This window comes from Microbacterium sp. M28, assembly GCF_025836995.1.
In the GTDB taxonomy this organism is placed as follows: Bacteria; Actinomycetota; Actinomycetes; order Actinomycetales; family Microbacteriaceae; genus Microbacterium.
This window is the reverse complement of sequence record NZ_CP107546.1, coordinates 154738-169502: the sequence shown is the minus strand read 5'-3', so window position 1 is coordinate 169502 and position 14765 is coordinate 154738. Positions and strand designations below refer to the sequence as shown.

Genomic DNA, 14765 nt, shown 5'->3' with positions numbered 1-14765 from the left:
GCGATTCTGCCGGAAGCATCGGGAGAACAGGAAGATCGCCGCGAGTGAATTCTCACGGCGACCTCCTGTTCGGTCACCCGGACGCTGCCCGCCGGGATGCTACGGCAGGACGATCTCGAACGCCGGGTCTCCGGGCGACAGCACAGCGAGCAGCTGGTCGATGACCTCCGTGCCGCCCGTCGCCTCGATCCCGTCGGATTCGCGGTCGCCGGCGGCGAGCGCGATCAGGCGCTGCTTCGTCAGGGTGAGGTGCGGGTCGGCTCCCGCGGGATCCTTCTCGACGTACACGAGGACGCCATTGCGCAGGGTCACGTGGAACGACCTGTCCAGATCCGACAGCGTGATGTCGAATGCGAGATCGAGGTCCCATGCCCGCGGTCCGTCGACCGTGATCGCGACGGCGTCGAAGAGCTGCTCCGGCGTGAGCTGCGCGACGATCGCCGGGGCGTTCGTGACCGTCGGCGTGCCGAAGTTGCCGGTGCGCAGCTCGGTCGCGCCGGAGAGGAAGAAGTTCCGCCAGGTGCCGTTCTCGGCGCCGTACCCGAGCTGCTCGAGCGTGTCGGCGTACTGCTCGCGCACGGCCGCGTTGTCCGGCTCGACGAACACGGCGTGGTCGAGCAGGGTCGCGGCCCACCGGAAGTCGCCCGCGTCGAAGGCCGTCTTCGCGAGTTCGAGCACACGGTCGATGCCGCCGAGGGCTTCGACGTAGCGGGTGGCCTGCGCCTTGGGCGGGTGCGGCCACAGCCGGGCCGGATTCCCGTCGAACCAGCCCATGTAGCGCTGGTAGATGGCTTTGACATTGTGGCTCACGGAGCCGTAGTAGCCGCGCGCGTGCCAGGCGTGCTCCAGCACCGGGGGAAGCTGGATGTCCTCTGCGATCTCCGCACCCGTCATTCCCTGGTTGAGCATCCGCAGCGTCTGGTCGTGCAGGTATCCGTACAGATCGCGCTGCAAGCCGAGGAAGTGGCGAATCTCCGCGTTGCCCCACGTCGGCCAGTGGTGCGAAGCGAAGACGACGTCGACCTCGTCGCCGAAGCGTTCGATCGCCTCGGTCAGGTAACGCGACCACACGTGCGGGTCCCGCACGACCGCTCCGCGCAGCGTCAGCAGGTTGTGCAGCGTGTGCGTGGCGTTCTCCGCCATGCACAGCGCGCGGTACTTCGGGAAGTAGAAGTGCATCTCACTGGGCGCCTCGGTCCCCGGGGCCATCTGGAACACGATCTCGAGTCCGTCGACCGTGTGCGTCTCGCCCGTGGTGGTGATCTCCCGCGTCGGCGGGATGAGCGTCGCCTCGCCGGTCGAGGTCGTCTGACCGAGGCCTGCACCCACGGCGCCCTTGGGGCCGCGGTCCAGCGCCGCGCCGTACATGTAGCCCGCGCGTCGTCCCATCGCCGTGCCGGCGTAGACGTTCTCGGCGACGGCGTGCTCGACCATGCCCTCGGGGACGATGATCTGCACCCGGCCGGCGGCGACATCGGCTTCGTCGACGATTCCCTGCACGCCGCCGAAGTGATCGATGTGGGAGTGCGTGTGGATCACCGCCGTGATCGGACGATCGCCGCGATGGGTCCGGTACAGAGCGAGCGCGGCCGCGGCGGTCTCCTTGGAAATGAGCGGATCGATCACGATCACACCGGTGTCGCCCTCGACGAACGTCATGACCGACAGGTCCAGGCCACGCGCCTGATAGAGGCCGGGGATGACCTCGAACAGGCCGTGCTTGGCGACCAGCTTCGACTGACGCCACAGGCTCGGGTTCACGGTATCCGGCCCCTCGCCGGACAGGAAGTCGTACGTCGACGCGTCCCACACGACCTCGCCGGCGGCATTGCGGATCTTCGGGTCGTCGAGGGTGCCGAGGAATCCTCGGTCAGCCGCTTCGAGATCTGCCTCGTCCGCGAACGGCAGGCTGTCGCGCAGTGCCCTCTGCTGAGCGACGATAGCCGGTGTCGCGTCGTTGGAACTCACGGGTGGTCCTCCATCCTGCGATCCGCCCGAACGCGGATCAGCCTCCTTGAAGCCTCGCATCCGCACCGTCCTCGAGCAACACGCGCCAGCCGGAGATACCACCGCTTCAGCGCACGGCGATCACGGCATCCCACACGGCATCCGCGACCTGACGTTTGGTGCCGGATGCCTCACCGACGACCCCCGTGTCCGCGACGATCTGCACGGTGTTCTCCGCCGACTCGAAACCCCGGTCCCAGCCGACCTCGTTGACGACGAGCAGGTCGACGCCCTTGCGTTCGCGCTTGCGGCGAGCGCGGTCGAGCAGCTCCTGCTCGTCCCGTGGGGTTTCGGCGGCGAATGCCACGACGGTCTGCGCCGCGCGTCGCCCGGCGGCGAGCCCGGCGACGATGTCCTCGTTCTCGATCAGCTCGATGCGCTCCAGAGGGCCGGCCTCCTTGGTGAGCTTGCGCTGCGCCGTCTCGGCCGGGCGGTAGTCGGCGACGGCGGCGGCCATCACGAGCACATCCGCGTTCTCGGCTTCGCCGCGCATCGCTGCGCCGAGCTCGGTGGCGGTGCCGACGTGCTCGATCCGGATGCCGGGGCGCATGGCATCCGCGAGCACCTCGCCGGCGACGTTCGCGGCGACCAGGACGACTTCGGCGCCACGGTCCGCGGCCGCGAGAGCGAGCGCGGTGCCCTGCCTGCCGCTGGAGCGGTTGCCGAGGAAGCGCACCGGATCGAGCGGTTCGCGCGTTCCGCCCGTCGAGACCACGACGCGGACGCCGGCGAGATCCTGCGGTCGCAGAGCGGCGAGCGCCGCAGCCACGATCGCCTCCGGCTCGAGCATCCGCCCTGGGCCGGAGTCTCCCCCGGTGAGTTCGCCGTCATCCGGGCCGGCGATGAGCACGCCCCGGGCGCGGAGCGTGCCGATGTTGGCCTGGGTCGCCGGGTGGCGCCACATCTCGGTGTGCATCGCGGGCGCGATGACGACCGGCGCCGTCGTGGCGAGCAGCGTGGTGCCGAGCAGGTCGTCGGCGAGCCCGGCGGTCATCTTCGCGATCGTGTTCGCCGTCGCGGGCGCAACGATGACGAGGTCCGCGGCCTGGCCGAGCGCGACATGGCGGACCCGAGCGACGTCATCGTGGACACTGGTGGTGACCGGGTTGCGGCTGACCGCCTCCCAGGTGGGAAGCCCGACGAAGCGCAGCGCGTCCTCGGTGGGGATCACCGTCACGTCGTGCCCGTCCTTGATCAGCAGCCGCACCAGATGCACTGCCTTGTACGCGGCGATGCCGCCCGTCACGCCGACCACGATGTTCATGGGTCGATTCTCCCCGACGCGCGGGTGCTCGTGGCGCTGGTCGGCGCGCGATCCGGAGGAGATCGCACGATTCGGAGGATCGAATCCCGCGGATCGCGCCTCCCGTTCGTGTGATCTCCTCCCGTGCGGCGGCTCCCGGCGAGGCGAGCGCGGATAGGCTGGCGAACGTGTGCACCGTGGTGATCGATGTGGCGGATGCCGGAAGCTCGCGCCTGCTGGCCGTGCGCGATGAGGATCCCGAGCGCGCGTGGGATCACGTCGGTGCCTGGTGGCCGCAGGAGTATCCGGGGGTCGTCGGCATCCGTGACCGCCGGGCGGGCGGCGCCTGGCTCGCGGTGAACCCGACCGAGCATCGCCTCGCCGTGCTCCTCAACCGCGCCGACGTGCTCGACCTGCCGGACGCGGCATCCCGAGGATCGCTCGCTCTGGAGTCGGTGATGGGCCGCTCGCCGGCCGGCATCCCGAGGATGCATGGCTTCAACCTGCTCGAGGCGACGCCGGATGCCGCCCGAGTGATCTCCTGGGACGGCGTCGCGCTGCGGGAGACGCCGATCTCCGCCGGCGTGCACATGATCGCGCACGATGACCTCGACGATCCGGGCACCCCGCGCATCGCCGCGTGGCTGCCGCGCTTCCGTGCCGCCGATCCGGATGCCTGGGTGACTCTGCTCGCCGAGACGGCCGAGCTGCCGGCGGAGGACGACCGCGCGATCATCCGCGACAACCGTCCGCACGGCTATCCGACCCGGTCGCTGCTGTACTGCACGGCGACCGTGTCGGATGCCGGAGTGCGCGTGCACGACGAGGCTCTGCCGCGCCCCGGCCACTGGTCTCCGGAGTGAGTTCGAATCGCTCGATCTGCTCGAAATCCGTCGGATCGGAGCAGATCGAGCGATTCGAACGGGATCAGCGGCGCGGGGACGTTCCGGGCGTCGCTTCCGTGAGCGACTCGAGCATCGCGTCGAACGCGGGCTTCGGCGTGAAGTCGTCCTCGAACGGCGTGGCCCAGCCCTCACCGGGGAACACGTCGGGCACCCACGAGTTCGCATCCGGGAAGCCCCACACCGTGAAGGACGAGCACGCGTCCACGTTCAGGCAGGCCTCGAGAAGCGCGTCGTAGCGATCCGACTGGGTCGCCACCTGCTCGGCCGTCGGGCCGGTCTCGCCCTCCAGCAGCGGGATGCGGACGTCCGCCTCGGTGATCGCGACCTTGAGCCCGAGGGCGGCGAAGCGCTCGAAGTTCTCCTGCAGCGACGTGTCGAACCCGTACTGCAGACTCAGGTGTGCCTGGGCTCCGAACCCGCCGAGCGGCGCGCCCCGATCCAGCAGCTCCTGGGACAGCGCGTAGTACGCATCCGTCTTCGCGTTGACGCCCTCGGCGTTGTAGTCGTTGAGGAACAGCACGGCCTCCGGGTCGGCCTCGTGCGCCCACTGGAACGCGTCGGCGAGAAGTCCGACGGGGTCATCCGCGCACGCCTTGAGGAACGGGTTCGCCTCGGTGCGCAGCTTCACGCCTCCGTTGTCCCACGTGTCCTGGAAGATCTCGTTCGCGACGTCCCACTCGTAGATCTCGCCCTTGAAGTGGCCCACCACGGTGCGGATGTGGTCTTCGAGCACGGTGCGCGCTTCGTCGCACGTCCACGTCCTGCTCGCCTCCGTGACCCACGCTGGGTTCTGGCTGTGCCAGAGCAGCGTGTGCCCACGGACCTCCTGATGGTTCGCCTTGGCGTAGGCGACCAGGGCGTCGGCCGACTCGAAGTCGTAGACGTCCGGGGCCGGTCGCAGGGCGTCCCACTTCATGTCGTTCTCGGGTGTGAGCGACGAGAACTGGGCCCCGAGCACCTGCTGGTACTCGGTCGGCGCCTTGGGGTCGTACGACATGAGCTGCTGCCGGCCCCACACCGCGCTGCCGATCGCGAGGTCGGCGGGTGCCTGGTTGCGCAGTGCGTCCTTGTCGGCGTTGCTGAACCCCGGGGGCGAGGCGTTCGCTGCGGTCACGCCGCACAGCGGAACCACCAGGGCTGCGGTGGCCGTGGCCACCAGAAGCGATCGAATCGATCGGCGCATGGACATCTCCTGACATCGTCGTCGGTCATACGGCCATCTCCCGGCGCGTATGTTTGCGTTCGCGACAAAAGATAGAGCCGTCGACCGGCCGATCACAAGAGTTTCGGAAAAGTATCGGAGATTGTTCCGGAGACCGCCTCAGGCCGCGGATTCGTCCCGCGTGCATGAGAACGTGGCGCGGTACGCGGTCGGCGTCGTCCCCAGCACCCGGGCGAAGTTCTGCCGCAGCACGGCGGCCGAACCGAAGCCGCATTCGGCGGCGATCCGATCGAGGCCGAGATCGGTGCGCTCCAGCATCCGCTGCGCCTGGATGATGCGCTGCCTGGCAAGCCAGGCTGCCGGCGTCGCACCATGCTCGGCCTTGAAGCGCCGTGCGAACGTCCGCGGCGACATGTGGGCGCGATGCGCGAGCTGCTCGACGGACAGGTCCTCCCGGAGGTTCTCCATCGCCCAGTCCGTCACGAGCGCGAGCGAGTCGTTCTGCACCAGCGGCAGCGGACGATCGATGAACTGGGCCTGGCCGCCGTCGCGCTGGGGAGGCACGACCATGCGCCGGGCGACGCGGTTCGTGAGCTCCGCTCCGATCTCCTGCCGGAGCAGATGCAGGCAGGCATCCAGTCCGGCAGCGGTGCCGGCACTCGTGATGATCCGACCGTCCTGCACGAACAGCACATCGGGGTCGACATCGATCTGCGGGTACATGTCCGCCATGACGTCCGCGTACATCCAGTGCGTCGTCGCCCGCCGGCCGTCCAGGATCCCGGATGCCGCGAGGATGAACGATCCGCTGCACACGCTCAGCACCCACGCGCCCCGGTCGTGCGCGGCGCGGACGGCGTCGAGGATCAGGGGGTCGATGTCACCCCATCGTTCGCGTGGCAGTGGGCAGACCACGACGAGGTCCGCCTCGTACGCGAACGCGAGGTCGTTGTCGACGTTGAGGGAGAAGCCGAGTTTGGACGAGACGGCACCAGGGCGCGGGGCGACCACGCGGAAGTCGAAGTTGGGGACGCCGTCATCCGAGCGATCGAGGCCGAACGCCTCGCAGGCGACGCCGAACTCGAACGGTGCGAATCCGTCCTGGACGATGCAGGCCACGGTCTTCATCGATGCCCCTTTCCGATCTGAGCCCATCATGGCAGTTTTCTGGCGAACCATGTCCATTCTGCCACTCGTGACCAGAAATATGCGAGCGTAGCGTTTCTGCCATGTTCATCGTCATCGTTCTCCTCGCCCTCTCGCTCTGGGGCGCCGTCTGGGCCATCGTCGACGTGCGACGCGACGGATACGGGCAGCGCGCCACCGACTGGTCCCGGGTGGCCGGTCGGGAAGACGACGCGCTCCAGCGCGCCGAGTCCATGACCGCCTATCGCTGAGCTCCTGCCGCACGGCTATGCTCAGCGGCATGAGCGACCCCCAGCAGCCCCAGGTCCCGCCCTACGCGCAACCGCAGCATCCGGCGTCCGGCCGATACAGCCAACCCGCGCCGCACCCGCAGGGCTACGTGCTGAACGGGAACTCCGCGCAGCCCGGATACCCGGTCCCCGTCGCGAACGGGAACCCGCCGGGTCGCATCGGGTTCATCTTCGGGCTCATCGGCATCGCCGTCGGGCTCGTCGCCAATCTGGCCACGAACATCCTCATCTACAGCGGCGGGTACTACGCGGTCGAGGCCTCGTCCTGGGTGAGCACGCTGTTCGTCCTCGCCATCGCCGGACTCGCTCTCGGGTTCGGCATCGCAGGCCTGCGGCGCCCGAACGCCCCGCACGGGCAAGCCGGCATCGCGGTCGGCATCGGCCTCGCCATGATCGTCGGCTCGGTCGGCAGCGTCGTCATCAACGCGGTCGGCGCGACGCTGTTCCGCTACTTCTGAGCAGCGCCGCGGCGACCGATCAGCGCGACCACGGCCATCGGCGGCGGCGCACCGGTACGGGTGCAGGCTCCGGTTCCGGCGGGACGGCGGTGTGGTCACCCGAGACCCAGCGCAGCAGTAGCGCATCCGGATTGCCCTCGAGCACCAGCGCCCGTGTGAGCAGCGTCAGCGGGATCGACAGGATGGCACCGAGGGGACCGATCACGAAGGTCCAGAAGATCACCGAGAAGAAGCTCAGCGTCAGGCTGAGATCGACCGCATCGCTGACGAACTTCGGCTGCACGAGCACCTGCAGCACCACATTGACGACGCTGTAGACGATGAGCACACCCAGCAGCAGAGGCCAGTCCCCGACGAAGAACGCCAGGATCGCCGGCGGGATGACGCCGAGCACGAACCCGATGTTCGGGATGAAGTTCGTCACGAACGCGAGCACGGCCCAGACCACGGCGCCGGGGACGTTCATGGCCCACAGCGCCAGCCCGTCGATCACGGCGACGATCGCACCGAAGGACGCGTTGACGATGTAATAGCGCCGGATGCCGCTGTTCAGATGCGTGATCCGGGCGAGCACCGGACCGTGCGTGGCGTGGAACACGACGCCGGCCTGACGGTAGCGCGCAGCGTCGATGGCCATGAAGATGATGTACGCGAAGACGAAGAACAGCGCGGTCGCCACCGCGAGCACGGTCCCGCCGATGCTCGACACGACACTGAGCAGCGTCGCCGGATCCAGCGCGGATGCCGCGGCATCCGCCGCCTCTCCGGCGAGGCCGAGCGATTCGAGCCAGTCGACAGTCTCGTCGAGACGCCGCGAAAGGCCGCCGTCGGCCGCGAGATCGACGACGAGGCGGGCGAACTGATTGCCGGCGAACCACAGCAGCAGCCCCATGACGCCGAGCACGACGTAGGCGACGGCGATGACGGCGGCCGATCCGGCCCAGTTCGGCCAGCCGCGGCGTTCGAGGGGGCGCCGCAGCGGCTCGCAGATCACGACGATGACGATCGCGAGTGCGATCGGACCGACGATCTCCCGAGCGAACGAGAGACCCGCGATCACCACCACGGCCGCCGCGAGCGACAGGAGCACGCGCAGGCTCGGCGAGAGCGATCGGTCGGAGGACGGCGCGGGGCTGGTCACCGGGCAAGCGTAACCGTTGGCGTGTTCGGCGGGCGTGGACGAAACGGGGTCGATGCTGATCCGCAGTCGGCTCGTTTCGACTCGTTCCGCTCGCTCGACGAACGAGAGGAGAGCGAGGAGCGTCAGCCCTGGGCCAGGACGCGCTCGTACACCGCGATCATCGCGGCCGTCCGAGACGACTGCCGGAAGGACTCGGCGACCTCGGCATCCGGTTCGGGCGCCGTGCGTGCGGCGATATCGGATGCCGCGATCCGCAGCGTGTCGGCGAGCGCGGCCACGCGCTCGGGCTCCGCAGCGTCCGAGCGGGGGACGAGCCATTGCCCGCCGCGCAGCTCCGCACCGATGTCCGGATCGCACACGACGGTCGGCGTGCCGAGCGCGGCCGCCTCGAACGGGGTCATGCCCTGGGTCTCGAAGCCGATCGACGTCTGCACGACGGCGTCCGCCGCGGCGATGCGGGCCAGGGTCTCGGGGTAGGACAGGCGGCCGGCGAACCGTACGCCGTCGTGTCCGCGTGCGATCCGCTCGGCGGCGCGCAGCTGCCCGCCGCCGCCGATGATCTCGACCTCGGCATTCACGCCGGATGCCACGACGGCCTCGAGGAAGGGCAGCAGCCGCTTCTCGGGGCTCATCCGTCCGAGCCAGACGAACCGCGGCCTGCCCGGTTCGCGTGCGTCACGCGCAGCGAGGACCTGATCCAGCAGGTCGTCGTCGATCCCGTTCCACACGACGTCGACCGGGCGGAAGACTTCGTGCTCCTCGAGCCGCCGCGCGAAGTGCCCGGATGGCGCGGTGACAGCGCCGGACCCCTGCGCTATTCCGCGCAGATACGCCCAGCCGTCGTTGCCCGGCACCGGCTCCCCGATCCCGCGCATGACGGTGCGGCGCCACGCGTTCAGGACGGCGAGCACCGGCCGGTGCAGCGAGGTGACCGCGGCGAGACCCACGTCCACGCGGTTGTGCATGGTGTGCACCACCGGGATGCCGTGCCGATGCGCGAAGCGGTGGCCGATGAAGGCACCCCAGAAATCGGCCTGCACGTGCACGAGGTCGACCGGTGGCCGCGAGACGAAGGCCCGGTCGAGGAAGCGGTCGACGCGCTTGCCCGGCCAGGTCATCGAGTACTCCCTGTCCACCGTGATGGGGATCGAAGGGGTGTCGAGATACACCGGGTCCGGTGCGCGGGAATCGTCGGCGCCGCGTCCGGAGTGCATCCGAGGCGCGACCACCGTCACGGTGTGACCGGCGCGCTCCAGGAAACGTCTCTGCAGGCGCATCGACACCTGCGCTCCGCCGAGCGAGTCGAGGTGCTGATCGCCGAACAGGACGATGTGCATGGCGCCTACTCCGGCAGGGGCTCGTTGCGGTAGAGCGCCTCGAACGTGTCCAGCGTGCGGTTGATGTCGTGCACGAGCACTCCGTCCAGCGACGCCCGCTGCATCCGCTCGTACTCCGCGGGCTCAGCCGTGAGCACATCGGCGAGGCGTGCCGCGAGAGCATCCGCGTCACCCGGCTCGAACAGGTACCCGTTCTCGCCGTCGTGCACGAGATGCGGCAGGGCGACGGCATCCGCCGCGACGATCGGGAGAGCGGAGGCCATGGCTTCCATCGTCGCGATCGACTGCAGTTCGGCGATCGACGCGATCACGAACAGGCTCGCGCGCGAGAGCAGGGCCCGCAGCTCTTCGTCCGTCGTGCGGCCGTGGAACGTGACGCTCTCGGCCAGACCGAGCTGCGTCGCGAGGTGCTCGAGGTGCTTGCGCTGGTCGCCGCCTCCCACGATGTCGAAGTGCACGTCGAGGGCGGGGTCCAGCTTGGTCATCGCCTGGAGGATGACCTCGATCTGCTTCTCCGCGGTCAGCCGGCCGACGAAGATGATCCGGTTCTTCTCGCGGGGCGCGACGACGGGGGTGTACTGCGTGCGGTCGATTCCACAGCTGACCGGGATCACACCGGCGACGTCGATCGTGCGCTCGAGGAAGTCCGCCGCGCGCCGGGTCGGCGTGGTGACCGCGCGGGCGAGGTTCAGGGTGCGACCCGCGTCCTTCCAGGCCGCCTCGATGATGGGACGGTTGACGAAATCGGGGAACGCGGAGTGGTCGAGGATGTTCTCGGCCATGACATGGTTGGTCGCCACGACGGGGATGCCGCGTTCGCTCGCGATGCGGGCGAGTCCGCGGCCGATGATGATGTGAGATTGGATGTGCACGACATCAGGGTTGACGGCATCCAGCACCTGGCGCGCGTAGTGCTTGGAACGCCACGGCCAGACGAAGCGGAGCCAGTCGTGCGGCAGCCAGCGCACCGACGGCAGGCGGTGCAGGGTCATCCGCTCGCCCTCGACGAGTTCGGTGTGCGCCCGCGCACGGCGGTAGGCCTGATTCGGCGCGACCACGTGGACCTCGTGTCCGCGCTGCACGAGGCCGGCGGCGAGGCGCTCGGCGAACCGCGCTGCTCCGTTGATGTCCGGGGCGAAGGTGTCGCACCCGATGACGATCGTGAGCGGACGGGAGACGGAGGCGCTCGACGGATCGATCGGATCGTCAGAAGAAGTCACGGAGATGCTGCCTTACGGTCGGGCGGCCAAGGAGATGCGGGGCCTGGTCGGGCGCAGGCCACTCTACCCGAGCGCTCTGGGCCGATCCGGGAGGCGGGACCGACGATTTAGTGAATACACATCATGATGCAGTATCATCATCATTATGGAACCGCTTCTTCTCGATCGCCTGCTGCAGATCACCGACCTCTTCCAGCGCGACATGGCGCGCGCGTTCGAGGGCAGCGGCCTCACCACGGCCCGCGTCCACCTGCTGTGGGTGCTCACGCACAACGGTCCTTCGACGCAGCAGTCGCTCGCCGTCGCGTGCGGCGTCAGCCCGCGCAACATCACCGGACTCGTCGACGGACTCGAGGCATCCGGTCATGTCCGTCGCACCCCGCACCCGACCGATCGCCGCGCGGTCCTCGTCGAGCTCACCGAGAGCGCGACAACGATGATGCGGCGGATGCAGCAGGAGCACGTCGAGCTGAACGACACCCTGATCGCGGCCATCGCGCCGGCGGACCGCGCCGCGGTCGAACGCGGGCTGAACAGCCTGATCGAGAAGCTCACCGCCCTCGTCGACGACGCGCAGACACCGGAGCGGCGATCATGACCGCCGTGGCGAGCCCGCCGCGACCGTCGCGCACGAGGCGGGTGCTGTCGTTCCTGAAGCGCGCCCTGATCGCGGAGCTGCGTGTGTACTCCAGCATCGGCCGCGCGATCGCGCGTCGCCCTGCGGTCGAACCCGGCGGCACCGGAATCGGCTATCACCGCCCCGTGCTCACAGTGCTCATCATCTTCATCGTGCTCTCGGCTGTCGAGATCCCGATCTTCGACCTCATCGTGCATCCGTGGCCCGGCATCCGCATCGCCGTGCTGATCCTCGGGATCTGGGGCCTGACCTGGATGCTGGGGCTGCTCTGCGCGATGCTGCTGCGCCCGCATGCGGTCGGGCCGTCGGGCATCCGGGTCCGCAGCGGTCTGGAGGTCGACGTCGCGATCCCGTGGAGCGCGATCGCCTCCGTCGAGATCGCGAAGCGCGTCGACGAGCCGAAGTCCCCCCGCGTCACGGACGGCCCCGACGGCGGCGAGTACGCCGAACGGATGCAGGACGAGACGAACATCCTCATCGAACTCGAACGGCCGACGCCGATCCGACTGCCGGGCCTCGCCCCGCGTGGTGGCGAGCACCAGGTCACGCGCGTGCGGTTGTGGGCGGACGATCCTCGGGCTTTCCTCGCCGCGGCGCGGCCGTTCCTGCTCGACGCCTGAGGCTCACTCCAGGCCGCGCTCGGCGAGCCACGCCTTCCGCTCGCGTGCCGGGGCTCGGACCAACCAGGCGTCGCAGATCAGCTCCTCGAGCCGGTCGCGCTCGATGACGTCGAGTCGCACCAGCAGGGCCGGATACCCGTCGAAGTGCGGGATGGTGAACAGGACGTCCGGTTCGGCGCCGAGCAGCGCCTCTTTCTCCTGCAGATCCGACACGCGGATGCCGAGCGCCACGCCGTCCGGCCAGGAGCGATCGAGTTCGGCCAGCGTGCGCAGGTCCGTGTTCGTCGGTCCGCGCACCCATGCGATGGAGCCGCTGCGCAGACGCCATTCCGGCGCACCCGTGTGCCCGCCGACGCGTTCCTCGACGCCGGGCAGCGCCATCGCGATCTCCCGCACGTCCGCCAGGCTCGCCATGCCGCCCATCGTGCTCCGCCGCCCAGCCCATCGCAAGACCGATGCACAACAGGATCCCAGCGCGTTCCCCTAGCGTTGAGACATGCGCCTGACAGCATCCGCCGACCCGGCCCTGTGGATCCCCGTGACCGACTCGTTCGGGTGGAAGGGGCGCCGCCACCGCAAGGCGGCGCTGCGGATGCTGCTCGGGCAGGCGAATCAGGCCGTCGGCGCCACGGCACGACCCGGTTCGCGATTCGGCGCGTGGCTGATGAGTCAGGCGGCCCCGATCGCCATGCGCCAGGCGGACGGCCGCGTGCTCGCCTGGACGTGGAAGGCCGACCCAGAACTCGTCGTCGCCCTCGCGACGACGCAGGAGCTCACACCTCAGGTGCGCATGGCCAGGGCGAACATGCCGATCGAGTACGACGACACCGAGACGTTCGCGACACCGCTCGGCGTCGGCGAGAAGCTCGTGATGGCGATCCCGCCGACCCCGGAATCTCCTCCGTTCGCCACATATACGTGGGACACGGGCACGCACCTGGTCACGCTCAACGTCATCTGCAGCGACCGGGAGCGATTCGGCACGCTGCTTCCCGCGCTGGACGACCTCGCCCGCAGCATCCGCATCTCGGACGACCTGACCGCCGGTGAATCCGGCGACGTCCTCCGCCTTCCGCCCGCCTGACGCGCGATCAGTTCAGCGCGGAGGTGAGCCGGAAGACCCCGTCCAGGAACGTGGACTTCACCGGCTCGCGGCGCCATTCCTCGAGCGTCAGCTCACGCCCGGCGTCGCGGTAGGCCTGCTCGACCTCGCGCATCTGCGCGACGAACGACGCCCCTCGGACCAGCATGGAGATCTCCATGTTGAGGGTGAACGAGCGGATGTCCATGTTGCTCGACCCGATCACGGCGATGTCGTCGTCGATCGAGAAGTGCTTGGAGTGCAGGATGAACGGCGCCGGGTACAGGAAGATCCGCACGCCCGCCTCGAGAAGCGCCTCGTAGTACGAGCGCTGGGCGTGGTAGACCATGCCCTGATCGCCGAGCTCGGAGACGAACAGCTGCACCTCGAGCCCGCGCTGCCGGGCGATCGTGATCGCGTAGACCATCGCCTCGTCCGGGACGAAGTACGGGCTGGTGATGATGACGCGCTCAGTCGCGCCGTGGATCAGCGAGAGGAACAGGCGCAGGTTGTTCTCGGTCTCGTAACCGGGGCCGCTCGGGACCAGCTGGCACACCAGCGCGTCGGGAGAGGCGGATGCCGCCACCTCGGATGCCGCGACGATCTCGTCGAGCTGCTCACCGGTCTCGATCAGCCAGTCGGAGAGGAACACGGCATCGATCTCGGTCACGGCGGGGCCGGTGACGCGCGACACGAGCTCCTGCCACTTGAGGCCGCGGCTGATGTTCTTGGGCGAGTTGTACGTGCGGTCGATGAGGTTCTGCGATCCGACGAACGCGACGCGCCCGTCGACGACGACGAGCTTGCGGTGGTTGCGCAGGTCAGGGCGCTGGTACTTGCCCTTGAGGGGCTGCACCGGAAGCATCCAGTTCCACAGCACGCCGATGCGGTCGAGTTCGGCGAAGGTCTCGTCAGCCTTCGCGACCTTGCGCGAGGCGATGTGGTCGGCCAGCAGTCGCACCGTCACGCCGCGGGCGACTGCGTTCTCCATGGCCGTGAAGAAGACCTTCGTCGTCTCGTCCCAGCTGACGATGTAGAACTCGACGTGCACGTAGGTCTGCGCCGTGTCTATGGCCGCGGCCATCTCACGGATCGACGACTCGTAGTCGGAGATGAGCTCGGCCGTGTTGCCACCGATCGGCGGGAAGCTGGTGAGCTCGGTGTTCTGCGTCGTGACACGGGTGAACCAGGTCGGCCAGCCCGACGTGTCGACGCGGAAGTCGCCCGATGCCACCCGGTCGCGGATGATGCCGTCGATCCGCGCCTGCTCCGCCCGACGCTTCTTGGGCAGCTTCACGTTGCCGATCAGCAGGAACACCACGAGGCCGACGATCGGCAGCAGGAAGATCAGCAGCAGCCACGACATCGCGGCCGTGGGCTTGCGCCCCTTGGGGATGATGATCAGCGCCGCGATGTTGATGATGAGCACGATGATCGCGCTGGCCACCCACCCGAGGTTGGCGAGGAGAAGGGAGTTCACTCCTGAAGTGTGCCGTACTTCGATGCCCTCCCGGTAGA

General features: G+C 68.9%; 15 protein-coding genes. 6 read left to right on the top strand and 9 right to left on the bottom strand.

Annotation, left to right across the window (positions count from 1 at the left end; all coding sequences use genetic code 11):
- Nucleotides 1-99: 99 nt before the first annotated feature.
- Entirely contained in the window at nt 100-1968 is a 1869-nt protein-coding gene (locus OED01_RS00865) for an alkyl/aryl-sulfatase (protein WP_264156505.1), read from the bottom strand.
- 106 nt (nt 1969-2074) lie between these two features.
- Nucleotides 2075-3271 (bottom strand): bifunctional phosphopantothenoylcysteine decarboxylase/phosphopantothenate--cysteine ligase CoaBC, encoded by a 1197-nt coding sequence (gene coaBC / locus OED01_RS00860; protein ID WP_264156503.1) that lies wholly within the window; start codon nt 3269-3271, stop codon nt 2075-2077.
- Nucleotides 3272-3438: 167 nt separating this feature from the next.
- On the opposite strand from coaBC, the gene OED01_RS00855 reads away from it, so the two are divergent.
- Nucleotides 3439-4113: an NRDE family protein gene (locus tag OED01_RS00855; protein ID WP_264156501.1), complete on the top strand. Its 675-nt coding sequence runs from the start codon at nt 3439-3441 to the stop codon at nt 4111-4113.
- A gap of 64 nt (nt 4114-4177) precedes the next feature.
- Here OED01_RS00855 and OED01_RS00850 read toward each other — a convergent pair whose 3' ends face one another.
- Together OED01_RS00850 and OED01_RS00845 are read right to left on the bottom strand one after the other, a co-directional pair.
- On the bottom strand, nt 4178-5338 hold the full coding sequence (locus tag OED01_RS00850; RefSeq protein WP_264156500.1) for an endo-1,4-beta-xylanase: 1161 nt from the start codon (nt 5336-5338) through the stop codon (nt 4178-4180).
- A 138-nt stretch (nt 5339-5476) separates the two neighbouring features.
- A complete protein-coding gene (locus OED01_RS00845) occupies nt 5477-6445 on the bottom strand; it encodes a GlxA family transcriptional regulator (RefSeq protein ID WP_264156499.1) in 969 nt (322 codons plus the stop codon).
- 101 nt (nt 6446-6546) lie between these two features.
- Between OED01_RS00845 and OED01_RS00840 the strand changes: the two genes are divergently transcribed.
- Together OED01_RS00840 and OED01_RS00835 are read left to right on the top strand one after the other, a co-directional pair.
- Nucleotides 6547-6714 (top strand): hypothetical protein, encoded by a 168-nt coding sequence (locus tag OED01_RS00840; protein ID WP_264156498.1) that lies wholly within the window; start codon nt 6547-6549, stop codon nt 6712-6714.
- A 29-nt stretch (nt 6715-6743) separates the two neighbouring features.
- Entirely contained in the window at nt 6744-7211 is a 468-nt protein-coding gene (locus OED01_RS00835; protein ID WP_264156497.1) for a hypothetical protein, read from the top strand.
- Nucleotides 7212-7230: 19 nt separating this feature from the next.
- On the opposite strand, the gene OED01_RS00830 is transcribed toward OED01_RS00835, so the two are convergent.
- The 3 genes from OED01_RS00830 to OED01_RS00820 all read right to left on the bottom strand — a co-directional run bounded on the left by OED01_RS00830 (nt 7231) and on the right by OED01_RS00820 (nt 10915).
- On the bottom strand, nt 7231-8352 hold the full coding sequence (locus tag OED01_RS00830; RefSeq protein ID WP_264156496.1) for an AI-2E family transporter: 1122 nt from the start codon (nt 8350-8352) through the stop codon (nt 7231-7233).
- Between the two features lie 122 nt (nt 8353-8474).
- Nucleotides 8475-9689, bottom strand: coding sequence for a glycosyltransferase family 4 protein (locus tag OED01_RS00825; RefSeq protein WP_264156494.1), 1215 nt, complete (start codon nt 9687-9689; stop codon nt 8475-8477).
- 5 nt (nt 9690-9694) lie between these two features.
- A complete protein-coding gene (locus OED01_RS00820) occupies nt 9695-10915 on the bottom strand; it encodes a glycosyltransferase (RefSeq protein ID WP_264157995.1) in 1221 nt (406 codons plus the stop codon).
- Between the two features lie 139 nt (nt 10916-11054).
- Between OED01_RS00820 and OED01_RS00815 the strand changes: the two genes are divergently transcribed.
- Together OED01_RS00815 and OED01_RS00810 are read left to right on the top strand one after the other, a co-directional pair.
- A complete protein-coding gene (locus OED01_RS00815; protein WP_264156492.1) occupies nt 11055-11507 on the top strand; it encodes a MarR family winged helix-turn-helix transcriptional regulator in 453 nt (150 codons plus the stop codon).
- The gene (locus OED01_RS00810) at nt 11504-12166 is read left to right on the top strand and encodes a hypothetical protein (protein WP_264156491.1); all 663 of its coding nucleotides are present in this window, start codon (nt 11504-11506) and stop codon (nt 12164-12166) included. The genes OED01_RS00815 and OED01_RS00810 overlap by 4 nt, the downstream gene beginning before the upstream one ends.
- A gap of 3 nt (nt 12167-12169) precedes the next feature.
- On the opposite strand, the gene OED01_RS00805 is transcribed toward OED01_RS00810, so the two are convergent.
- On the bottom strand, nt 12170-12580 hold the full coding sequence (locus OED01_RS00805; protein ID WP_264156489.1) for an MmcQ/YjbR family DNA-binding protein: 411 nt from the start codon (nt 12578-12580) through the stop codon (nt 12170-12172).
- 82 nt (nt 12581-12662) lie between these two features.
- Here OED01_RS00805 and OED01_RS00800 point away from each other — a divergent pair, with 82 nt between their 5' ends.
- The gene (locus OED01_RS00800) at nt 12663-13250 is read left to right on the top strand and encodes a hypothetical protein (protein WP_264156488.1); all 588 of its coding nucleotides are present in this window, start codon (nt 12663-12665) and stop codon (nt 13248-13250) included.
- A gap of 7 nt (nt 13251-13257) precedes the next feature.
- Here OED01_RS00800 and cls read toward each other — a convergent pair whose 3' ends face one another.
- Complete coding sequence (gene cls, locus OED01_RS00795) at nt 13258-14727, bottom strand: cardiolipin synthase (protein ID WP_264156487.1); 1470 nt, start codon at nt 14725-14727, stop codon at nt 13258-13260.
- Nucleotides 14728-14765: the final 38 nt, after the last annotated feature.